Below are 23,112 nucleotides of genomic sequence, written 5' to 3' on the forward strand. Positions count from 1 at the left end.
TCTTTCGTGTTTTCATTATTTTATTTCACCAGGTTGTAAAGCCCCGTTTGAGCCCTTTTTTAAAGTCAGCATCACCATGAAGGAAATGCAATATAAGGCAGCTAAGTAAATCATTACGACCGTCATATCATAACTTTGAAGAATATAGCCGACAAAGATTGGTGAAAATCCTCCTATTGCTCTACCGAAGTTAAAAATTGTGTTTGTAGCGGTACTTCGAATTTGCACCGGATAGAAGCTACTAATTAATGCTCCATACCCCGCGAACATGCCATTTGAGAAGAAGCCGACAATCGCACCACCTATTAAAATTGCGACACTTCCTGTGGCATAGGAATATAAAAACACAGCACATGCAGAGGCAAGTAAAAAGATACCGAAAGCTCGCTTTGCACCAAATCGGTCCATAAATCGTCCAAATGTTAGCATCCCAATAATCATGCCAACTGCTGTACTAATTGTCCAAAGAGCCGAGCTTGAAACAGATAGACCTTGAGATTTTTGCAACATAGATGGCAACCAAATCATTAAGCCATTGTAACCAGCAATTTGAACAGTTGCCATAACGATTAATGACATTGTCGTCATCGATGTTCGAGGCGTTTCAAATAGTTGCGCCAACTTACCTTTTTCATGTTGCTTATCGATTTTTTTATTTTTCTGAGCAGCCAGCCACTCTGGTGATTCCTCAAGATTTTTTCGCACAATAAATGCGAAAATAACAGGTACCACACCAACAAAGAATAAAGCTCTCCACCCTAAAGTCGGAAGTATAACGGCACTTAGTAATGCTGCTAAAATAACTCCGTATTGAGCACCTACACTAACATATGAAGAAGCTCTTCCTTGCTTATTCTTCGGCCAAGCCTCCGCAACAAGTGCCATACCAATGCCGTATTCGCCACCTGCACCAAGACCCGCGATAAATCTATAAATATAAATTTGTTCAATATTTGTTGCTAATCCAGTTAAAGCTGTACCAATTGCAAACAATAAGATGGTATAAGTAAATATTTTTACTCGCCCATACTTATCCGCTAAAATCCCGAAAATGATGCCGCCCAACAGCATACCAATATTCGTTACAGAAGAAATGAGCCCACCCGTTGCGAAATCAATGTTAAATTCCGAAATAATCATTGTCATCGCAAAGGAGATAAACATAATGTCCATTCCTTCCAATGTTAAGCCAGCTACTGAAGCTACCACTGTTTTCTTACGATAATCCATTCTTACAATCCTCCAGTTTTCGTTGATAAAAATCTCTTTTAGCCTATTTGAGGGAATGGATTACACAATTCTTTTCCATTCTCTTTTGAAGCCTCACGGGACTCCGTTTAAAAGAGGTAAAAGCAAAATCGAGTAGGAGGGAGTGATTAACTCCCGACCTCTCCAACCACCGTACGTACGGATCCGTATACGGCGGTTCAATTAAGGTGAATAACGCAAGATTTCATAACGAGCTTGCAGACTTTTGAGCCCTTGGTTACTCCAATAAGAGTTACCAAGGGTTCTGTGTAATATTGGACTTTTCGAGATACGCCAGTAACTCTTGCGAGTATTGCCCCATTCGTAAGCCTTCCAGTCTGGAACTCCTAAGCGAATTAGGTTGCGCACTTTCGTACGAGGCTTTTTCCAATTCTTCCATAAACACATACGAAGTCTTCTTCTAATCCATCCATCCAGTGATTCAAATATTGATTTCGTATCCGCTAATGCAAAGTAGCCACACCACCCAATTAAGTATTGATTCAATTGTTGAATTCGGTACTCCATTGGAAGTGGCTTCTTTCTAGCTGTTAATTCCCGAATTTTGTTCTTCATTCGCTTTATGCTCTCTTTCGCAATTCGAACTTGTGGTTCTTTGCGGGAGGTAAAGCTAAATCCTAGGAATTTACGTTGCCAAGGACGAGCCACTGCGGATTTCTTCTCATTTATTTTCAATCGTAGCGTCTTCTCAATAAAGGTTTTGATACTTGCCATCACTCGTTCTCCTGCTCGTTTTGTTTTCACATAAATATTGCAGTCATCGGCGTAACGGACAAATTTATGACCACGTTTCTCTAATTCTTTGTCTAATTCATCCAGCACAATATTTGAGAGAAGTGGACTCAGTGGGCCCCCTTGGGGTGTTCCTTCATCTGTATCATAAACGACACCATTTATCATGACACCCGATTGTAAGTATCTACGAATCAGCTTGAGTAGAGGTTTATCAGAAATTTTCTTCGCTAATGTACTCATTAGACGGTCATGGTTTACTTTGTCGAAGAATTTCTCTAAGTCCATATCTACTACCCAGCGGTATCCTTCTTTTATATGACCTTTGGCTTCTCGGATTGCATCGTGAGCACTTCGTTTTGGTCGAAATCCGTAACTATGATTCGAGAAGTTCGGGTCATATAGGTTGGATAGCACTTGGGCAATCGCCTGTTGAATGAGTCGGTCTGTCACGGTTGGGATTCCTAATAGTCGCACACCGCCGTCAGGTTTCGGGATTTCGATTCTGCGAACTGGTTGTGGTTGGTAGGTTCCCTCAAGAATTTGCTTCTTAATCGTTAGCCAGTTTTCGACTACATGCTGTCGTAGGAATTTTACGGGCATTTTGTCTACTCCATGACTCCCTTTGTTTCGTTCCACCCGTTTGAGTGCGAGAAGCAGATTCTCCCGTGATAATATTTGATTCATTAGCATCTCGTTCGACTCCTCCGTGAATAGCTTGTCTTCTTATAACAGTTTCTACTGCACCCGCTCAATGTCCCTCATGGGATTCACCATTACCTCCATTAAGTCGGTCCTTCTGGATTTTCTGTGTTTACCATAGAAAACTGCATGCCAAGGGCTATTCTCTCCGAATTGTTCGGTCCTTCCCATTCATTCTAGAAGTGAATGGTACTATGACCTCTGCTGACTTCTGATGGTTCAGCTACCTATCGCTAAGTAGGTTACAAAGTGTACTTTGCGTTTCCATCAGACCTCCCCGGGTAAGCGCATGCACTTTCACACCATCTATCCGCCTCATTTACTCGATATGACCTTCGACAGAAAGGACTTTGTGTTGTTATGCACACTCATCCAATCATACCTAGCCTTATATGAGATTCGTGTTCCTCGGACCGGTGTTTTGCCTCCAGCTTCCTTCAGATTCCGCGTCGCCACGGACACCCTTGCTCTTGGCTAACCTCTACTTCTGTCTTCGGGGTTCGGGACTTGCACCCTATAGTTCATACGCATGCCGGGCGCACATAAAAAGCCCTTCTGTCACAGAGGACAAAAAGGGCATACCAAAGCAAAGATATTATTAGCTTAAAAATATCACGTAGCCCTTTTCAGCCTCTCTGGACCGTATTAAAGGAAATTTATTTCGTGATACATACTAGCAAAATAGAACTGGTGATGTCAATAGCCGTTTCATGCTTAATTTAATTTAACTGGTTGGGAGTAATTCATAAATTACCATTCAGCAAAATTCTCCTCATTGAAATCTTCGAAATATTTCGACAATACTTCTTTATCTCCTGAGTCGTGGTAATATATTACGACTTCTCTGTTAGTATTTATTGATATTGGATTACCTGAACCATCATCAGAAAAAATTAAGCTTCTGTTAATTTCAGGAGAAAACTCATCTCCCTTAAATGATTCTCTGCACCAATTCGTCAAATTAATAATAGTTTCATTACCCATGGATGAACCATTAGAAAATGCATGAATTGCTATCCCTGCATAAGAGCCTCCAAATCGCTTAATAAATTCTTTATAATCATCATCTAGCTTTATTTGAAGTTCTTCCTCTGCTTTCGCAATCTCTTTAGGTGTGGCAGGTATTCCTTTTAATTCAGGATGTTTTTCAAGAAAACATTCTATTCTTTTCATCAGTTCTTCTTTCATTTTTCTTCTTTAACTCCTTTTTTATTTACCCTCCGAAAGCGAGTAGCCCGTAGCGGAAATCAGCCTCTTCGAATGTAGAAAAACGGTTAATCAACACACCTGATCTAATATCTTTTTATTTCCATGAGAGTCGGGTACTACATCATCAGTATCAAACGAGACCAATCTTTGTCCTGAGCTACGGTATTTTCAATTGCCTTTGGGTCTGTAGTTGTAGAAATAAACTGTGAACCCTTATTTCTTAAACCCCCAAGACACATGACCATGCACAGTCATTCCACTGCCTGTTTTTTTTAGCTGACAAGCCTTTTGAAAGATCTACGGCCTGAGCCATTTAGAGTTCAAGGTTCAAGCCGCATAACGTTTTTTTATTTCCAATATCCACCTGACAGTGTACAGTTCATTTTAAAGATTAGAATACTTAGATAATTGTAAACATTCTTTTTCTTTTCCACTTGTTGATTTCCCTTTCATTTATCTCCTCTTGCTTCTTCTAATAATTCTTTTGCATGATCTAATTCATAGTTTAAAAGATCATCGAAATCGTCATCTATTCCTTTTAGCGATAATGCTTTTTCTAAATACATTACTCCATCCTCTAATTTATTATCAGATAAAAAATATTCTCCTAAAATGCAAGAACTTTTAACAGAATAAATAGTATCATTTTCTTCGACTGCGCAAATATAGATCTTTTTTAAAATTTCAACAGCCTCATTAAAATCTCCAACATCTAGTAATCGCAATGCCTTATTTAACTGGTTTTTATTATCCATATAAAATTCCCCTTTTATTTAATTGATATTGTGGTAGCTCTCCAATTTGATATCAACTTAATTAATCACAACATCCGAAACTATCAAGAGCATTTATGATAATGTTTCGCAAAACTCTAGATGACATTGGTCCCAAAATCATTAAATTTGCTAAGGGTTTCAAGGCTAATATCATAGTGATTTTCTATTGGTGTATGGAAATATTTCATACTATGCTTGTCAATCAACCATGACAATTTTCCATCTTCTATAAATGTGTTTGAAACTAATCTAATAGATTCTAGTGATTCTAGCTTATCTAAAAAATTTAATGATGGTATATTTCCACATGCTTCTATAGTTAAAACTTTCAAATTTGATAATGTGCCAAGAACCTTCCAATCATTAACCTTTTTACAATTTTGAATCCATAACTCTTCAATAGAAGAGTTATTCTCAATTCCATTAATTGATTCTAATTTTTGTAGATATCGTAATTCAACTTTTTTTAAAGACCTTAACCCTTTTAAGCCATCGATATTTCGAATAGGTGATGACCATATTTCTAAGATTTCCAGCCTTTTTAAAGCTTTAAACTCTTCAGCATTATTGTTTTTATTTTTATAGTGATGAATAACTAATCGTTTTAAATTTGTACAAGCGAAAATATTTAGAATCTTTTTATCATATAAAACAAGTAAATCTTGAAGTTTTGATAACGTAGATAAATCTAATTTTTCTTCAATACTTCCCTTAAAGCTTAGATACTTTAATTCATTTAAAGCTTCAATAGAGCTTAAATCACTAATGTTAGCCCTTCCCAAATCTAAATATTCTAAATTCGGTAGTTGCTTTAAAAATTCAACATCTGATAAGGACCTATCATTAACCCGAATAGCAAGTCCATCTAATTCTTTATTTTCGATTTTTTCCTTTATATCAGGATCCATTAAAGGCGATCTTTGAACGTAAATTTGATATTTACCAAAGTTTGTTTCCACATTTATCAGATTTCCCACTATATCACTCCTGAGGTCTCTTATTTTTTCCTATTACTATTGGATTTTTAAGTTCATTTTTTTACCTGGACTGTTGATAGCATTTGAAAGTTCCATTTATTCAGGATCATCGAACATCTCGATTATATCATCCTCTAGTTTAAATAATTCTTTACAAGTTAGGGCATTAGGATCATGGATAAAGCCAACTTTATCTAAAACAACTGGATCTAGTTTTCCTTTGATTAGATGTTGATACAGCCTCTTAAGACCTGGATCAACCTGTTTTAACTTAAGAAAAAAATGCAATCGCATCATGATTAAAAAGCAAAGAGTAGCAATATAATACAAATTTCAAAGGATTTTGCTACTCTTTTAGGGTGAGTATTTAATACATGTTAAAAATCTTTTTTGTTCAGTTCTTGTTTTTCAGGAGATTGTTTATAGTGTCTCTTTTATGAGAGTAATGCCTCTTCTCTGGATGAAAAGAAACCTCTTTTAATGTCGGACATTCTAGTAATGGCGTTAAGTCCCCTGATTTACAGTTCCAAAAGTTTATGGTCTCCAATACTCTCATGGTTCTTACAAACTCCAAAGAGATCAGATCTGAAATTAACAATTTTTTACGGAGCCATTATCTTCCAAGAATGAATAATCCGTTAGGTTTTTGCAACCTTCTACATGTAACCACTTTAAACTACTTAATTGAGATATACTATTTGCATCAGATAGGTAATTGTTTTTAGCCAACCAGCAAGTTTCAAGGTTTTCTAATTCTTCAACACCTTCAAGTGATTCCAGTTTCTTAGACCTGCTCAGTCGTAGATAAACCAACTCTTTTAATGTGCGTAACTCATGACAATTTTGTTTTGAATATCCAAAAATATAAAGCCTTTTTAAATTAATAAGTGGTTCTAAGTTTTCATAACAACTATTAAAGAGATATAGTTTTTCTAGTTGTTTTAATCGAGAAAAATCAATAGGGATTTGCAAAGATACACTAAAATCAATCATATTCACCAAAGAGTAAAGAGCTTCAATATTGGCAACACTTTTTAATTTAAAATTGTTGTCAATCGCCAGATTTTTAATAAATTTCTTATCCTTTAAAGGTGCAAGATCTAAATCACACTTAAAATCAACATCATCAACAAATGCACTAATATTAATATTCAAACTGCTCTTCTTCTGCAACACGGACTCCTTCTTCTAAATACCTTGGATCTATTTCAATTACACTGTCATTTTAACTATATTTTCTCATCATGAGCATCCTCTCACTGACATTTTTTTAAACCCATCTCCATGGCTCATAGTGTCGAATTTAAATTTCATGTGCTCAGCATAGTTCCTCGCTTGCGAAAGAAAATTATTCAAAACAACTTTTTAGCGTTTGGTTAAACAAATCTTTATTAAAATCTAATTTCTTAGCGATGCTTTTTTCTTTTATGGACTCCGAACTATATATTAAAAGTTTCATTAAAGCATTTTTGAATATCACTTCATTTCCATCTTCATCATCACTCCAACCAGTTTCATCCATACAAATATGGAGATCCATACACTTTTTCTTTGGTTTATAACTAAGTTTATAGACCCCACTTCTTTCGTAATATCTAGTCACATCTCCATTAATAAATAAAAAATAAGAAATCTCTGTTATATCATTCCCATAATTTTCATTTAAGAATTTTTCCTTTATTAAATCTTTATATTTATAAACTGTTAATCGAATATTAGAAACTCCACCATTTGCCACTGTTATATATATATCCATCAAAAACTCTCCTCTACCGCTATGATATAGATCATTCAGTCCAAACGGGTCTATTTTGAAATTCGGATCAATCTGAGTATACATTCCCTTTATTGGATAACAATGCCTAAATAGATTATAGTATAGCCCTATTTCTTTATCAGCTTACTGCCCCTGGTACCTAAACGGAATGAAATCCTGCTCACCATTGAACTCCACTACTCGTCCATAAATATCAAGCTCTGCTGACCAAACCCTTATTATCCTTTACACTAGTAGCAAATTTTTCTCCTGTATAACCACCATCACATAGACAGAAAAAGCAGTCCCTGACTTAAAAACCAACGTAAAAAAGGGGTTTGTACCTCTTCATACGTAGATTTTCCTTACACCTTTAGGTTTTGATAAATTCAGTCCAGCCATAACTAACCACCTCATCTTCAGTTGGAAAATCATATTTTGCATATGTATTAAATGGCAAACATTGTTCCAGAGTTATTTCATATGGACTTATCCATTCAGACTCACATTCTTTACAACACAAATACAGATTTGATGTTTGAATATCTTTTACAATTATGACCCAGCCTTGATCACACAATGGGCACCAATAAACTTTATATTCATTTATCATCTTACTTTCTTCTTTCATCGTTAGTTATTTTGAAGTAAATGCGGTAACAATTTTATTTGTTCCACCTTCTGTAATAATCGACACAAAAAACATATGTAAAGTAAGACCTTGTAACGTCTTCTTTACATATGTTTCGAAATCTTAGTGCAGTACTTTTCTTTATTTCATATCAGATGTGTTCGTTAACCATTTTTATCCATTAAAATTAATTAGAAGGCTCTGGTTTCCACTACGGGCTACTCACTTTCCTGCGTGCGAGCATCGAGCCGCTTCCTCTGCTTTGTTGTTGCTGTCGCTACGCTTTCGCACAGAAAACATTCGCTTCGTGCAGGGTCTCGTCTGTCTCGCTTTCCCACGGGAAGCTTTGCACTGCAACGAAAGCAAAGCGGCAGGAGCACTCGAGTAGGCCTACGCTACAATCAGTTGAAATGGAAATTAATTGGCATTATAGCAACAAAAAAATCCTTTTATCGCCCAATAATAAACCTATTTTTCCCTAATCAACACGCCTGTTAATATTTTTTATTTTTCCTTTATTATATCTATAAATACTCTGGACGTTGCAAACTGCCCTCTTTAATAAAAGTTACTCCATTAATACTATTTTCTTTACACAAATTCACAAAAACTTCATCCACAACAATCAAATGCTTAGATTCTTCCATTCTGACAATATGATGCACACCGAGAGAATCAGGAATATATACAACATAGTTAATACTAATCGGACCATCAGGTAATGATTTTATTGATGGTTTATACTCGGATTTTTCTTTATTAAGACAAACTACGGAGTTTGAAACAATCATTGCAAAAAAATCATTATTTTGTTCTTTTGTTTTTGTTGATTTTATTTCAACTGGAATAAAGACACAATCATTTTCACAATGTCGTTCAATTATTTCTTTAAATTTCGCACTTACTAAAGGTGGACCTACAGTTGGCAAAATATCATATGTAGATAGATAAGTGTCAAATTTATCCACAATGTATGTTAGACCTCCATCTACTTGACATCGATTTCCTTTCTCCAATTCTCGTCTATCATATCTATTCTCGTCGCTATAAAAGAAGAAAACATCTCTTTTATAAAAACATGATAATTTATAATACATAATCATACCCCTCCCCTTTAATCCATCTAATTTAGGCATATTCATATAATTACAACCACTTTCTGGAATTCCACCTAATCCAAATGGGTAATTTATACAGATAGATTCAAAACGTTTTACTTATGGACTGATCAAGAACTCCATCGCTCATGTAAAATGGATGTTTTCAGCTATTTCTCCTGAAGAAAATACAAGGGTCTTTGCCAAAAATCACATCAAAATCAATAAAAAAAAGGGTTACTTTACTCAATCTGCACAATCGCATTTAAATAAAGTAACCGGCAGGTGCGCATTTTACACTCTAATAGCTAGGTTGTTCAAGAGCATTGCCAGAAACCAGCAATGACCTCTCCTGTTTCATTATGCCTATATAGATATAATGCACCGTACATAAACACATAATCCATTTTATCACTATAGCCTTCCTCCTCTATTTGCAGAAAAAAGGAATAATTATTATTTTCCAATTCTTTATAATAATAACTTTTAGGTTGAATAAGACGTGGTTCTCCCAAAACTTTAATAAACAAAAAATTATTCCCTTGGTTATCCGAATAATCGCTTATTGAGTTCATACCTAAATCTAAAATACTTTTATTAGTATTGCCTCCAATTTCGGAGTATTTATGCTCTATAACTCTTACTTCAATTGAAGGATAAATATTTTTTTTCAATAAAGTATCAAAATTCTTATGAATAATAATAGAAAGCATAACTTCCTCCTTACCTGGATGAACTAGAGTTGCATAAAACCTGTAATCATCAGGTATTTGTTCTTCAATCAATTTTGGAGGATTACCACCTATTCTACCTCTCACTTGATCATCAAAAGGAATGCATTGAGCAAACAATTAAAATCCACCCTTCCATTTTATTAAAATTCTCGACATCATCGACACTACGGTGTAAAAAGTCAAATTGATCGCCTTGATTTTAATTTAGATTCTTTGCGAAAATGTTAAGCCAACATAAAACTATCTTTATTTATCAAGATCTACAGACCAATCAATCTCTTCATTAAACCAATTACACAATTTAGTTGAACCATTATCCATTTTCAAAGGGATTTCTCTTGCCCACATTTTAATGTCACTGATGAACATCTCTTTTTCAAGCCCTTCAAAGTTGTGTTTTTCTAACGCCCTGTTTAGAAACTCTAAAAATAGATTCCCCAAATAATACCTTTGTTCTACTTTATACATTTTTTCATATTCTTCTACTTTAACTGCAATATCAATAGCCAAACACTTATCTTTTTTTGTATATCTAATAAAAGATCTTCTCTTATAAGATTCTGGTAAACAACGAAAACCTACTAGAATAGTAACATCTACATTGGCATACGTACTATGAATTTTAGGTTTTATATAGTTACGTAACTCACTTGCCAATTCTCCAACCTTTGAACCCGCCGTATCAGTTACAATGTTAAAATGCATATTATATCATCCCCTTTCAAATTTAATGGCGACATTTATTTTCTGGTGGTAAATGTCCTTTCCATTGTTCATAACCCCGTATTTTTAGATTTTCTAAATGTTTTACAGTAGCATTATTAACATTTCTAGCTCCAACTTTACAGTCACATGCTCATTTTCAGTCTCCACTAACAACCCATTTTTATAGCCAAATGTTTCTCAGGAGGCTTCAATATTACAAAGCATATCGTGTTGATACACTGTCCAACTATGTTCCCATAGAATTTTACCATGTAACAAAACAAAAGTTTCGGGGTTCTGATGATGATATATATAACTAGTGAAGTAAGTTTTTTCACAAAAAAACACATGTAAAAAAAGCGCTTTAGAGCACCTTCTTTACACATGTTTTGCAAATTTTCCAACTAGTTTTGGCATCAAATAAAAATACCTCAGCAGTTATACTTCGAATGATAAATTTTAGAGCTCATACATGTATTGTTAATTTGACTAATTGTTTCATGTCAACATCATTTAAAACAATTAGATGTAGTATATCTTTTGCTTCCTCTTTCGAAATTTAATCCCCTTACATTTACTTTTTAGTAGTGTATAGTTACTTTTCGCTTGATGACGAACAGTTTTCCTGTCACATCGTACTTCATCCGCTAATTAGAATTCCCTACACTCTAATCTTAATTCTCCTATTTAAGTTTCGCATTACCAGTCCCTGATATCGCTGTTTAATTTTTTTTGGACTTTCTAGAGGTATACAATAGATCTTCAACAACTTTTAGATTTTTTTTCAATTGTTTCGAGTAAATAAGTACATCTCCATTTACATACTCAAATCTAAATGTCCTTGTGGGTAAAATTTTTATTTTTTCTTCAAAGAAACCGTCTCTAATAATAGTATGAACAGTCGAATTATCATTATATGAATATCTGTCAACCATAAACGTTTCTTCGTCCATATCATCGTCCCTTGTGTAGAATAATATTTTTTCTATCACAAATCCTTCATCCTGAATTATTCATAGCTATTTAAAGTTTGTGGATTTTCATGAGTTTTTTTATAGTAGTCTCGTTTTTTTGTGAATCTATGCTTCAGGAAAGAAGAAATAGAAAGTAAATGGAAAGAAATTCGTTTTTTGGGCAGACTCCTCCCTTGGTGCGATGTCGATTTTTTAAAAAAGGTTATTTGATTTCTAATTGTTGCACCCGGGTCAGTACGTCCCAAAAGAAGTGTGCATACACGAAGCTAGAAGACAATTTAAAGTACATTGAGCGTCCAGATTTCACTAGTTTACTTGCCACTTTAATGAGGCGCGTGCGAATTGTTTGGATTTGAATACCCTTGTAGCGATTTGGGAAACTCAGTGTACGGAGCCAGTTTGTAAAATTATAGGTAAGCAGACTTAACATCATGCGTGCTTCGTTAACAACGAAATCATGACTTTTCATCTGATCGAAACCAAAACCGTTCTTCGCTTCTTTAATGAAATTTTCCATCGTACCTCGTTGTTGATAAGATTCGACAATGGCTTGTGGCGAGAAAGTTTTACTCAGATTCGTCACAAAAAAAGCATGAGAAAAGAACAGTTCACCAGCTGGGCGAATCGATTGAATAACGATTCTTCGTGGTGTGGCCCAAGAAGACGCTTGATAAATAGATTCATCGATATAGCGCTCGGTCACGGATACATCACGAATTTCATGTGTAGGGTGCAGTTCTTCAGCGAGCGCCTTTAGTTGAGCATTGGTCTTTAAACGAATGATGCAGTAAACGGATTCCTTTTCACATAGTTCGTAAAGATCTGGTACCGCAAAGCCGCTGTCCCCACGTACAAGCGCAGAGGTTTCCGGAAAGGTTTCGTTATAGTGCTCAAGCATGGGACGTAAAAAATCTACGACACCATTTGATGTATACACATGACCAGGGCGTAATTGGGCTTTCAAAAAATCACCTGTCAGCCCATCAAAGGCTAGAAGTGGATGAAAACCAACTATTCGATAATGACCATTGTAAGCAGATTTTTCTTGATTCCCGAATGTATCTGCATATGTAGAATCTAAATCCAAAATCAGTGCCTTCGATTGTCGAGCATAATGAACACGATCGAGTAGTTCTTGATTCGCCGCCTGGAGTTGATCGAGTGCTTGTGAATCAAACCGTTTAAAAAAGCGCGATAATGATGGTTGAGAAGCGAGTGCTGGCGTACCAAGCACTTGCGTAAATACCGGGTCATGTGTCAACTGGTCCGCTGCATCGTCTTCGTGATAACCAGCGACCAATTGGTAGATTTTTTGGCGAAGCAACTGCTCATTTTGGTGAATGCAATACGTGCGTTCATCTTTCAGCTGTAAATGTTTGGCAATGGTTTGAGAGAAACCGATTTTTTCGTCAAATTCACGAAAGACAAGATGGCCAGTATCCGAAGAAAGCTCACCTCCATCATTAGATAATTTGATAGAACGTTTGAAATGTAAGGGAATTTGCGATAAAGTAGTCATCATAAGAATCCTTTCTTGGTGTTTGTTTAGTCGCAATAACCTTAACAGAAATGGATTCTTTTTTCATCTTTTAAGTGAAAAAGAGAATCCCAGTGAAAAGCCGACAAGTCAGCTTTTCACTGGGATTCTGTGTTGGTTGGTGAATAATCTAGGTTCATATATTATACAATAAACTTGACTTAAAACCATTTCGTCATCATCGTTATTTAGAAATCTAAGACAAATTTTCTTTTCAACTTCATTTATAATGAAAGAACTTCCCCAGCCCTTATTTTCAGCATGATAAGAAAAATACAGTTCATTGTTTTTTAGCCTATTCACAATAATTCCTTCCTTACATTTCGGCTCATTTTTATATATTTTCGGCTTTGGTAATTGATTTAATTCATATTGATATGGATATAATTCGAGATATGAATTGCTCCAAAGAACTGTTTCATTTCCTATATCTTCAACTTTATTAAGTAACACTTTATATAAGGATTCGTATTCTTCGAAAATTCTTACAATCATCTCGTAATCTTTTTCTATCATCTTGTACACTTCCCTAATTTTTTAGTTGTTATTGTTTCCCATGTCCTTCCTTTGTACAGTTCTTTCTTTATCTTGTTCAGTTCCTTTTTAAACTCTTTTTTATTCTTTCCATCCAACCTATTAAAAATTTCCTCTTTGTATTTTTTAGCTTTACGCCACATGCTCATTTTCAGTCTCAATTAACGAACCATTTTTGTCATAGCTAAAAGTTTCCCAAGTGTCATCAAAATAATCAGTTCGAATGACATGTCCTAGACCATCGTGCTGATACGTTGTCCAACGATCACCAGGTAGTTGAATTCTCTGAACCAATCCTGCCAGACTTCGTTCATACTCAGTTGGCATCTAACATTCCCATCAAATTTTGTATATTGAATCCCAAAAATGGAGCGTTTTATTGCACATGTCAGGCACATTAAAAAGCCCCTCTATTACAACGGACAAAAAGGGCACATACAACAAAATTATTAGCTTAAAAATATCATGTAGCCGTTTCATGCTACAGAAGCATATTAATATGCTTCATTATTTATGTTTTGACGCATAACCAAACAATCTCTAACATCTAGCAAAACATAGTTCGTATTTGTGGTACTACATGATTCCAATGATATTCATTGATTACATTCTAGATTTTCACGTAGCTGTTCCTACCTCTTTGAACTTCAATCCATTAATTCTGTTTTTTTCAATAAAATCTTTGAAGTTTTGTGTACAAAAATATTTCGAAGTAATTTTAGAGTCTCTAAATAAAGTTTCATTTTCTATTTTTTCTAAATTAAATCTGATGTTTTCGCTCGTAACATTGCAAGAGATTCTTGCATATCTAAACCATCAAAATTAATTGCTGTCACCACATTCGTTACGTAGTGACTCTTAGACAATTAATTATTAATTAAAAATAAAATTATTGACGTATCTTTTTATCTCCTCAAACTCTCCTTGTAACAATATTTCTTTCTTATTTCTAATAACCATTACATTAGAATTTAATATTGAAATATGAATATATTCATTCTTGTAATTTTCAACTTCAATAAAAGAAGATGAATCTGTACACCCTTGTAAATTATTGAGTTCATGTAAAAGAATACTCCATTTTTCTAAATATAATTTTTTACCAATTGTTTCACTTTTTGTTTTACTATTCTTATAACGAAGTTTTATTTTTGGGGAAATTTCCCGTTTCCAATTTACAGTTGAAACAATGTCTTGTCGCAATAATTTTACAATATCAGGAGATTCATCTCCACTAAACTCACAACCATATATCGGAAATACATCTATAGTTTTTTGATAAAGTTTGTCACTAAAAGTTGAAAAACTAGTATGATACTGCGAAGGTATAAATAACATTGCGTTAAACTCAGTTTCCTTGTATGCAATATTTTCTATCTTAACTATTCTATTTGTACAATCAGTATTTATGAATTTTTCAATGGACATTAAAAATTCATAAATCACTTTTACCTCCATTTCCCCTCTTATTGAGACTTTTATTATATATCCTTCTAACAATGAGAAATTTAAATAATGTGAAAAAATAAAAGCAGGCGTTTTGTTAGAATAGAAATACCAATCTTCCATACCTTTGATATTACTTATTTCACAATATTCCCGTAGGTCATCTAATAACATTTCAATCATCTCCTGTCACATTTTGTTAAATTTTTCTTTCTACTTCTTTTATTATTTGAGTAATTCGGACCTGTATCTTGTCTATATGTTTTACCACTTGCAGCACCTTCGCTACTATTTACACTGCGTGGTTTTACTGTTAAATTTTTTATATTATTGTACCAATCAAATCGTTCTTTTCTACTCATATCAAACCCTTTAGTATTCCAATGATCTACTACCATCTCTATATGTTCGATAGTTACTTGATCCTTAGGTATAATACTACCCGTCTCAGGATCAATTATATTTCCATGAGCATCAGTATGATTATCATATACCTTATCACGTATACACTTACGATTAGTTTTTGGATATTCTGTTTTTCTGATTTTTCTTAAGCGGTAAATTGCAATATCAAGTTAGACACTTTTTTAAATACATCTCATGTCCGTATATTTTCTGTTCCTTTTCACCTTCATGTTTATTGTCTGTCGGTCTGCCAATTGGTTAAAACAGGGTTCTGGCGTAACGGAAAGGGCTTGCCCCTTGAAGTGGAGCCAGGTTCCTGTTAAATTGGCGGAAAGACCGATAGACAATAAACTCCCATTAACCCTAGGGTAAGAGTTGGTTGATTCACGTCTTCTTACGCTGATTCTCTTAATCTCTTTAATTCTTCCTCAAACATCTCATGCGGTGTTTTGAATCCATGTATTCGTCGTGGCAAGTGGTTCATTTTATCTTCTACAGATTGGATGTAAGATCTACTATAGTCCTCTATGGACGTTCCTTTTGGTAACCATCTACGAATCATTCTATTGTGGTTTTCATTTGTTCCTCGCTCCCATGATGAGTAGGGGTGTGTGAAGTAAATCCCCATCAACTCTTGGCATTTTTCTGCAAGGTCTGAAAACTCACTCCCGTTATCTGCTGTAATGGATTTGAATAGTTTAGGTGCTAACTGACGCGTTTTCCGTTCGATCAGTGTTAATAAAACATCATCTTCTTTGTCTTTTCTACCGATCACCCCCAAAATTCTTTAGAATGGTTTCAATCGCATAGTTCACAGAATCCGCATCCTTACCGTCCATTTTGAAAACAAACTCTCTTTATCATTTATTTCTCTAATTTTGGTTAAACCAAAGTTCCGAACTTTTACCCCAATTAAAAGTTTTTTTATTTTATATCTAATTTTAAATGAAAAGGTGGCGCCTTTATACTTAAAAAATCACGATTTATAATCGTCGTCATATATATTCCTTAGTTTAAGGGAGAATTGTATCAGTGCAAACTCACAGTTACAAAAAAAAAGAAAGAGCAGCAATATCATCCAGTATTCAAAGGATTTATGCTACTCTCCCAAAGCAAGTATATGGTCACGACCCTAGCCACCAGCTGTTATTTGTTTTCTTCTTATGTTCGACCTTAATTATTCATAATTCTAGTTATTGAATTAAAACTACTTAATTGTGTAAAACTTGAATACTAAATAAATTTGAATTTATTTAAATGATCATCAGTTATATCATAATGTTTTTTTAATGTTATATTAGCCTTTTCAATGCCTGGTTTTTCAATAATACCTTTCAATAATCCATCCTTAATTGTCGTATTACCTGTGATCATCAATGTTTTAAGATTTGGAAGTTCGTTTAGAAATGATACCGATTCAATCTCACCGCAATCTGCTAGATAAATTTCCTCTATTTCTTTTAAGCCTGATATAATTTCCCAATCAATTATTTTTTTACAATTTACGATACTAAGACCCTTTAGATTAGTTTTATCTAAATCTTTTATTGTAGTTAAATTACTATTGTAGGAAATACCAAGAAAGTCTATTTTTCGCAATTGAGATATAAACTCTAGATTCTCTAACTTGAATTGGTTAAGATTAAGTCTTTTTATATTTTTTAATTTCGATAAATCATTATGATGTTTTTCTTTATAATTATGAAGAGTAAGGTACTCTAGTCCCAAATTATCAAAAATCAAATTACAAGTCTTTTTATCGTAATTTATTTCTGCACACCATAGCCTTTCAAAATTATTAAACGGAATTACATTGTCACATAAATTTAATACTTGGAAATATTCAAGCTCTCTAAACTTTGAAAGAGTATCAACAGAAGTATAAAGATGCCTATTTAGTGCAATTGCCTTTACTCCACACAATGAACTCAACTTACTCAAGTCTAATATTTCATCTTGACCGAATAAAGAAAGTCCATTAATAGAATACATCTCCATGTCTTCTTTCTGAAATGATTCTTTGCCATCTAAACTGTACTTGTAGTATTTATAAAGGCGGTCATAACATTTCCTTTCATAAATATTCAAAAAGATCTGTTCTTCAGTTAACATAATTTCTCCTTTTTATTATTAATATTTTATGGACATTTTATTTTCTTACTTTCAAGAGAATTCCCTGGACTTGCGATTTTATTTGCTAAAGGTTCATCACCAAATTTTTTAATCAAATTATTTTCGAGTATAAAATGATCGCTTGACGATCCACCAAGATTGACTATTACGCCTACTGTTTCCATAAACCTTGCTTCTAACTTAGAGCTTCTCATGTGATCTGTTAATCTTTTGTACAAATCATTTGCTTTACCTACATACCATTTTTCTTGCCCGTCTCTTTGATCAATTGTTCGATAAAAATATGCCCCTCCTTCATGTAAATCAGGTCCCAAAAACTCACGCAAATAATCTCTCATCCATTTTTCGGTAGGTTTTAAACCAAAAGGATCGACACTTATTAATGAATTTCTTACATATCCATATAAAGTTGGATTCTTACCTTCAAGACCAATCGGATCCTGTTGAGTATACATTCCCTCCACAGGTGAATAGTAACGGAATCTGTTGTAATATAATCCTGTTTCCTCATCTGAATACTGCCCCTGATACCTAAACGGAATGAAATCCTGCTCATCAGTGAATTCTATCACTCGCCCATAAATATCAAGCTCAGCTGACCAAACCTTCTTACCTTTTTCATCATAGGCTGCAACAGGCGTTCCTAGATAGTCACTAATAATACTGTAGTTACCTTCACTCGTAATTTTAGCTGAAGGTACGAACCCATCATTAAACACCCATGTGACTAGATTATCTGGTATTTCAGATTTATTCTGTGAAGAATACTCATCTAGATTTTCAAATTTATCTAAGTTATTCTGCAAGAAATACTCATGTAGGATAGTATTCCCATCCCATACGAATTTCATTGTTTTTTCGTCAGAACACTTCTCTATTCGTCTACCTAGCGAGTCATACTTGAAAGTAACTTCTGTGTTGTCTGGCTTGATGACCTTCGACATCATGCCATTTCCATAGTACTCGTACTTCCACGTATCACCGTTCTTCTCAAGTTTTTGAATTAGATTCCCTTCATCATCATAAGAGAATGTTGACTCTTTCGTTTCAAGCAATCTACTTCCGGCACCATAGACACGATCCGTCTTTTCTTTTGTTTCATACAAGTTCCCGACATCATCGACACTGCGGTGTAAGAAATCAAATTGACCACCTTGATTGGACCAGACGAGGTTACTGAATTCATCGTAGCCATAGGTAACTTTTACACCCGTTAACTCGTTTACCACGCTTCGTAATCGATTATTGGCGTCCCAATTATATACTCTTCTTCGTGTATCGCGGTTTTGACTGCTTATTCGATGGTGTGTTGGTCTACCTGCTACATCATACTGCCACTTGCTGATGACATCTCCGGGTAAGATTCTTTCAATCTCTTGACCAAGTTCATTGTACTGCATCGTTGCTGTCCAATTTTCTTGCTCTAAGCGAGAAGCAGTGATTTGTGAAACATTGCCCATTTCATTACGAGCGACATCGATTTTTGCACCTAAGCTACTTGTAATCTGTGAACGGCTGCCTAATTCATCATAGCTACTCGCAATCCAATGGTCATTTTGCCATTCCTTGATTACTTGTCCAGTTGGGTCTCGCTCTAGCTTTACGGTCACATGCTCATTTTCAGTCTCAATTAACGAACCATTTTTGTCATAGCCAAACGTTTCCCAGGTGTCATCATAATAATCAGCTCGAATGACATTCCCTAAATTATCATGTTGATATGCTGTCCAACGATCACCAGGACGTTGAATTCTCTGAACTAATCCAGCTAGACTTCGCTCATACGTTCTTTCCATATCATCAAAGTCAATATCCTTGATGATATTCCCTTTCGCATCACGTTCAAACTGATACGCTTCGCCTTTTTCATTTATGACAGCGGTTAACTGCTCCTCTGTATCATAGGTGAATTTGACTTTCTTTCCACCTTGTTCTCGAGACACCAAGCTGCCAAGAATGGTGTAATCAAAGGCTACTTGCGTATGGTTGTCTTTCGCAAAAACGACCTCATCATAGGCATTGTACTTTAATTGAACATCGTTATCATCTGAAAGATTTGCCCGTATTAGGCGATTCAAGCTATCATAACGGTATTTCTCTGTGGCCCCTAGTGGATTGGTCGTTGTTGTGCAGTTACCACGACGGTCATACGCCCATGTCGAACTCGTCCCGTCTGGCAATGTCACTTGACTCAAGTTCAGGTCAGCATCATAAGCTAAGCTTACCATATGGCCTTGCGCATTTGTCACCGATTCAATTAAACGGTGCTCATTATAGGAAAATTCAGTCTTTGTGCCATCTTCTAAAATATTTGCCTGTAATGTCCCATCTTCATTATAAATCCATTGACGACTTCCGCCCTCTGCATTTACAACTCGAATCATCCTATCTTTCTCATCATACTGAGAGGATACGGTACTGCCATCTGCAAGAGTAATCGTCACTGGATTTGCCCACTCATCATAGCTATATGCCGTCACACGACCATCTTCATCTACTTCTTGCAGTAATTCAAAGTCCTCATTATATTCATAGCTGACTTCACTACCATCTGGATGAACAATTTTCGTACAGAGATTATCTTCGTTAAAATAATAATAACTCTTATGACCTAAACTATTCGTTATCTCATTATAGCCCTCGTGATACGAAAGCTCACCTGCAAGGACATTGCCATCTCCCCATGTCTTGATTACTCGTGCACCTGTAGTTGGACCATCATAGCGCCAGTAGAAGCTATTTTTATTGCGATCTATTTTTTGCATCATTAAATGTTTAACATATTTGATATGCGTACTTTGCCCTAATGCATCTTGGATTTCGATTAAATCTTGATCATCATTGTAAACATAGCGTACTAAGACTTCACGACTCGTTTGATGACGTAAGGCGACTTCTGTCATTCTGCCTACCTCATTAGTAGTAACCTCGAGCACTCTACCAACACTGTCGGTTACTTGAGATAGGAACCCTTTAAGGTTATACGCAAATTGAATATGATGGTCTTGTTCATTTCTTACTTCTTTTAATCGGTAAGTTGTTTCTGTTATTTGTTCAAATACATATATCAATCGTGTATCATGCTCAAACAAATGATACTCCTCACCTGTATTTGTTAAGGTCATTCTTTCTCGCTTGTTAAAATACGGCAAGTTTATTGGTAAAATTGGAAATCCAACTGCACGACCATCCGTCACAACAATCCCAATCAGGTCTTCTTCTTCAAAAATCTCTAAGGCTAAATCGTATGTAAAATGCATACCATGACCTGTTAAGCCAATGCGGCTACTATCACTGTACCAAGCTCGTTCCCATGAAAGGGGGATAGGTCCAGGTAGTTCAAAGTCGACGCCTTCATAAATCATACGCCCTGTGATTAAATCAACAGGCTCAAATCCTCTTTTACAGAATTTTTTACTTAACCCTTGTGTACAATTAAATTTCTTTAATACCCCATGATTAAATTTCGTTAGCCCAGTCTTGGCCATGGCCTTCATACCGTCTACTGCCTTCGACGCAGCGAGCAATTCATCCATCGATGAAATGACTTTATCTGCTGCCGTCTTCACGCTCTTAGATCCTTTATTGGCTAGTGCCGCTACTGTATCTAGCGTTTTAGATACTTTCGAATAAGCTGCTTTCATCCCTTTTATTGCTTTGGATGCATCAACTGCTTTATCCGCAGCTTTTGCGGCTGTCACTGCTGCATCTGCAGCTTTTGCCGCTTTACCGGCTTTATAGGCTGTTTTTGCTGCATCACCAACTACTGGGACTGCACCTACTATGTTCATGGCTGCTCCCATGTAGTCTCCTCTTGCCAAGCTAATTCCGGCATTCGCTATATCTGCAAATGTACCTATGACAGGAATAAATCCAGCGACATCTAGTGCTACACTTACGCCATCTAATAATTTACTAAAGAAGCCTTTTTTCTCTTTCTTCTCTTCTTGCTTTTTCGGGAAAATTACGTCAACTTTCGACGTGGCTTCGATTGCTTCTGCATTTAACTTCGGTGGTTGGCTTTTCTTCTCTGTACCTTCTTGATCAATGAGCGTACTGATTAACTGGGTGTCAGTCGCAAGGATCACGTGGCTTTTCTCCTGCGCTGATATAGCAATCCATTCTTCCGCCTTCACGGAGAGCTCTTTCATCCCACTAATTTCGAGTGTTTCATCTGCTGCTATCATGATGGTACTGTTACTTTGAAATGTTACGCCGTCTCCATCATCCATCTTTAAGTCCAATACCCCATCTACTGCACTAAAACTAATATCTCCAACACCTAATGTTACATCTTTCCCAGCATTGGTCGCCAAGGACTTAACGGTCGTATCCGCCATTTTCTTCGTCTGCTTTTGCCCACCCTCTGCTGTGACTGGATTAACACGCACCGAGCTGATGACGATGGCCTCTTCTTCCACTGCACTTGGAAAATGCAATTGGGCACGCGCGCCTATTTGGGGCATTAAATACATAACACTATTGGCATCTGCTGAATAAGCAAACCAATGTGCTTTTTCTTTATCTTGGTTTTTATCTATATCTAAATGAATTTTAACGGTGTTTTGCGTGACATCAATGATCTTTCCTGTAAAGGCTGCACCAATGAGATCTAAATTACGTACTAATCGCTGACGAATACTTTTCTCTGGTTGGCCAGTATATTGAAACTTCAACACACCTTTATCAAGATAGATTTCCCGAGCCGTTATAACATAGGATCTTCCCTTTAATTGCACCAACGTACCTAAGTCATGGGCTTCCGTGCTTTCAAACTCACAGAAGGTATAATCGGCTTCACTCACATCCGTACCATCATTTTCAGTAATCAAACGATACGAATCTACATCCATACGTAATACAGAAGGCAGATGATCGATAGTTACGCTTTTTCTACTTTGAGGTGTACCAAGCCAAAATCGAGCACCCTTTCCTTTTAAATCAGGAAAAACAACCGCATGCAAACGGGAGGCCATTCTTTTAATAAATTCCCAGTCTGTTTCTAAGTATTGAATCGAAATTTGACCAATGGCCTGACCGTTAGAAGCTCGGTCGATATAATCCCCTTGAGGATAGGCTCCCACGATGTTATTGATTAACTGCACATACGTCATATTCGCATCTTGAAAAGAACGTGAGCGCTTCTCAATATCCATATTTGCTGTAAATGATACCGCCTCAACGGAGACATAGTGCACGCCTTGTGATGCCTGCAACTCCGCATTTTCAATTCTTCCTGAGAATAATATGTCACTGTTTCGTCCAAATTTCACGACCACTTCATCTGTATGACTGACCCGCTGAATATATTTTTGCGCTTGCTCTTCAGCGATCATTCCCTTAAAGTACAGTCTCGCATGGTCATTACCCTTATGTTTGATTGTTAGTTTATCTATATGAATAAGTGGATAAGCCCATTCGAGTTTAAGATCCTCATACGTACTAACAATGTGTACTTCTTTTTCTCCAGACATTGTATTACTAACCTCCTTTCA

At 35.7% G+C, this 23,112-nt stretch carries 20 protein-coding genes; all 20 read right to left on the reverse strand.

The annotated features are described in order from the left end of the window. Positions 1-15: 15 nt before the first annotated feature. The 20 genes from QUF91_RS24480 to QUF91_RS24570 all read right to left on the reverse strand — a co-directional run bounded on the left by QUF91_RS24480 (position 16) and on the right by QUF91_RS24570 (position 23,091). Positions 16-1,230, reverse strand: a complete 1,215-nt coding sequence (locus QUF91_RS24480; RefSeq protein ID WP_289419676.1) for an MFS transporter — start codon at positions 1,228-1,230, stop codon at positions 16-18. Between the two features lie 201 nt (positions 1,231-1,431). Further along, positions 1,432-2,694 (reverse strand): group II intron reverse transcriptase/maturase, encoded by a 1,263-nt coding sequence (ltrA, locus tag QUF91_RS24485; RefSeq protein WP_289419677.1) that lies wholly within the window; start codon positions 2,692-2,694, stop codon positions 1,432-1,434. 759 nt (positions 2,695-3,453) lie between these two features. Continuing rightward, the gene (locus QUF91_RS24490) at positions 3,454-3,891 is read right to left on the reverse strand and encodes an SMI1/KNR4 family protein (RefSeq protein WP_289419678.1); all 438 of its coding nucleotides are present in this window, start codon (positions 3,889-3,891) and stop codon (positions 3,454-3,456) included. A gap of 470 nt (positions 3,892-4,361) precedes the next feature. Next, complete coding sequence (locus QUF91_RS24495; RefSeq protein ID WP_289419679.1) at positions 4,362-4,667, reverse strand: hypothetical protein; 306 nt, start codon at positions 4,665-4,667, stop codon at positions 4,362-4,364. 116 nt (positions 4,668-4,783) lie between these two features. After that, positions 4,784-5,665: a leucine-rich repeat domain-containing protein gene (locus QUF91_RS24500; RefSeq protein ID WP_289419680.1), complete on the reverse strand. Its 882-nt coding sequence runs from the start codon at positions 5,663-5,665 to the stop codon at positions 4,784-4,786. Positions 5,666-6,256: 591 nt separating this feature from the next. Beyond that, positions 6,257-6,820, reverse strand: coding sequence for a leucine-rich repeat domain-containing protein (locus tag QUF91_RS24505; RefSeq protein ID WP_289419681.1), 564 nt, complete (start codon positions 6,818-6,820; stop codon positions 6,257-6,259). A 193-nt stretch (positions 6,821-7,013) separates the two neighbouring features. Then, the gene (locus tag QUF91_RS24510; RefSeq protein ID WP_289419682.1) at positions 7,014-7,421 is read right to left on the reverse strand and encodes an Imm12 family immunity protein; all 408 of its coding nucleotides are present in this window, start codon (positions 7,419-7,421) and stop codon (positions 7,014-7,016) included. A 1,155-nt stretch (positions 7,422-8,576) separates the two neighbouring features. Continuing rightward, positions 8,577-9,149, reverse strand: coding sequence for an imm11 family protein (locus QUF91_RS24515; RefSeq protein ID WP_289419683.1), 573 nt, complete (start codon positions 9,147-9,149; stop codon positions 8,577-8,579). Positions 9,150-9,466: 317 nt separating this feature from the next. Beyond that, on the reverse strand, positions 9,467-10,000 hold the full coding sequence (locus QUF91_RS24520; RefSeq protein WP_289419684.1) for a hypothetical protein: 534 nt from the start codon (positions 9,998-10,000) through the stop codon (positions 9,467-9,469). A 129-nt stretch (positions 10,001-10,129) separates the two neighbouring features. Beyond that, a complete protein-coding gene (locus QUF91_RS24525; protein ID WP_289419685.1) occupies positions 10,130-10,588 on the reverse strand; it encodes a hypothetical protein in 459 nt (152 codons plus the stop codon). 722 nt (positions 10,589-11,310) lie between these two features. Further along, positions 11,311-11,580, reverse strand: coding sequence for a hypothetical protein (locus QUF91_RS24530; RefSeq protein WP_289419686.1), 270 nt, complete (start codon positions 11,578-11,580; stop codon positions 11,311-11,313). A 184-nt stretch (positions 11,581-11,764) separates the two neighbouring features. After that, entirely contained in the window at positions 11,765-13,081 is a 1,317-nt protein-coding gene (locus QUF91_RS24535; protein WP_289419687.1) for an IS1380 family transposase, read from the reverse strand. A gap of 108 nt (positions 13,082-13,189) precedes the next feature. After that, positions 13,190-13,615 carry a hypothetical protein gene (locus QUF91_RS24540; protein ID WP_289419688.1) on the reverse strand — a complete coding sequence of 142 codons (426 nt, stop codon included), beginning with the start codon at positions 13,613-13,615 and terminating at the stop codon, positions 13,190-13,192. A 150-nt stretch (positions 13,616-13,765) separates the two neighbouring features. Next, a complete protein-coding gene (locus tag QUF91_RS24545; protein WP_289419689.1) occupies positions 13,766-13,960 on the reverse strand; it encodes a hypothetical protein in 195 nt (64 codons plus the stop codon). A gap of 291 nt (positions 13,961-14,251) precedes the next feature. After that, the gene (locus tag QUF91_RS28220; protein ID WP_353957877.1) at positions 14,252-14,431 is read right to left on the reverse strand and encodes an imm11 family protein; all 180 of its coding nucleotides are present in this window, start codon (positions 14,429-14,431) and stop codon (positions 14,252-14,254) included. Positions 14,432-14,506: 75 nt separating this feature from the next. Then, complete coding sequence (locus tag QUF91_RS24550; RefSeq protein WP_289419690.1) at positions 14,507-15,253, reverse strand: hypothetical protein; 747 nt, start codon at positions 15,251-15,253, stop codon at positions 14,507-14,509. A 5-nt stretch (positions 15,254-15,258) separates the two neighbouring features. Beyond that, entirely contained in the window at positions 15,259-15,648 is a 390-nt protein-coding gene (locus QUF91_RS24555; protein WP_353957878.1) for a GH-E family nuclease, read from the reverse strand. A gap of 230 nt (positions 15,649-15,878) precedes the next feature. Further along, positions 15,879-16,259 carry an IS30 family transposase gene (locus QUF91_RS24560; RefSeq protein WP_289419691.1) on the reverse strand — a complete coding sequence of 127 codons (381 nt, stop codon included), beginning with the start codon at positions 16,257-16,259 and terminating at the stop codon, positions 15,879-15,881. A 458-nt stretch (positions 16,260-16,717) separates the two neighbouring features. Beyond that, positions 16,718-17,596, reverse strand: coding sequence for a hypothetical protein (locus QUF91_RS24565; RefSeq protein WP_289419692.1), 879 nt, complete (start codon positions 17,594-17,596; stop codon positions 16,718-16,720). A gap of 26 nt (positions 17,597-17,622) precedes the next feature. Further along, positions 17,623-23,091, reverse strand: coding sequence for a DUF6531 domain-containing protein (locus QUF91_RS24570; protein ID WP_289419693.1), 5,469 nt, complete (start codon positions 23,089-23,091; stop codon positions 17,623-17,625). Positions 23,092-23,112 lie beyond the last annotated feature (21 nt).

The organism is Lysinibacillus sp. G4S2 (assembly GCF_030348505.1).
Classification (GTDB): domain Bacteria; phylum Bacillota; class Bacilli; order Bacillales_A; family Planococcaceae; genus Lysinibacillus.

What these genes read in the sequence shown, in the direction of transcription:
- QUF91_RS24480 (WP_289419676.1), bottom strand. Translation starts at nt 1,230, where the DNA reads ATGGATTATCGTAAGAAAACAGTGGTAGCTTCAGTAGCTGGCTTAACA.
- ltrA (WP_289419677.1), bottom strand. Translation starts at nt 2,694, where the DNA reads ATGCTAATGAATCAAATATTATCACGGGAGAATCTGCTTCTCGCACTC.
- QUF91_RS24490 (WP_289419678.1), bottom strand. Translation starts at nt 3,891, where the DNA reads ATGAAAGAAGAACTGATGAAAAGAATAGAATGTTTTCTTGAAAAACAT.
- QUF91_RS24495 (WP_289419679.1), bottom strand. Translation starts at nt 4,667, where the DNA reads ATGGATAATAAAAACCAGTTAAATAAGGCATTGCGATTACTAGATGTT.
- QUF91_RS24510 (WP_289419682.1), bottom strand. Translation starts at nt 7,421, where the DNA reads ATGGATATATATATAACAGTGGCAAATGGTGGAGTTTCTAATATTCGA.
- QUF91_RS24515 (WP_289419683.1), bottom strand. Translation starts at nt 9,149, where the DNA reads ATGTATTATAAATTATCATGTTTTTATAAAAGAGATGTTTTCTTCTTT.
- QUF91_RS24525 (WP_289419685.1), bottom strand. Translation starts at nt 10,588, where the DNA reads ATGCATTTTAACATTGTAACTGATACGGCGGGTTCAAAGGTTGGAGAA.
- QUF91_RS24535 (WP_289419687.1), bottom strand. Translation starts at nt 13,081, where the DNA reads ATGACTACTTTATCGCAAATTCCCTTACATTTCAAACGTTCTATCAAA.
- QUF91_RS24540 (WP_289419688.1), bottom strand. Translation starts at nt 13,615, where the DNA reads ATGATAGAAAAAGATTACGAGATGATTGTAAGAATTTTCGAAGAATAC.
- QUF91_RS24545 (WP_289419689.1), bottom strand. Translation starts at nt 13,960, where the DNA reads ATGCCAACTGAGTATGAACGAAGTCTGGCAGGATTGGTTCAGAGAATT.
- QUF91_RS24550 (WP_289419690.1), bottom strand. Translation starts at nt 15,253, where the DNA reads ATGTTATTAGATGACCTACGGGAATATTGTGAAATAAGTAATATCAAA.
- QUF91_RS24565 (WP_289419692.1), bottom strand. Translation starts at nt 17,596, where the DNA reads ATGTTAACTGAAGAACAGATCTTTTTGAATATTTATGAAAGGAAATGT.
- QUF91_RS24570 (WP_289419693.1), bottom strand. Translation starts at nt 23,091, where the DNA reads ATGTCTGGAGAAAAAGAAGTACACATTGTTAGTACGTATGAGGATCTT.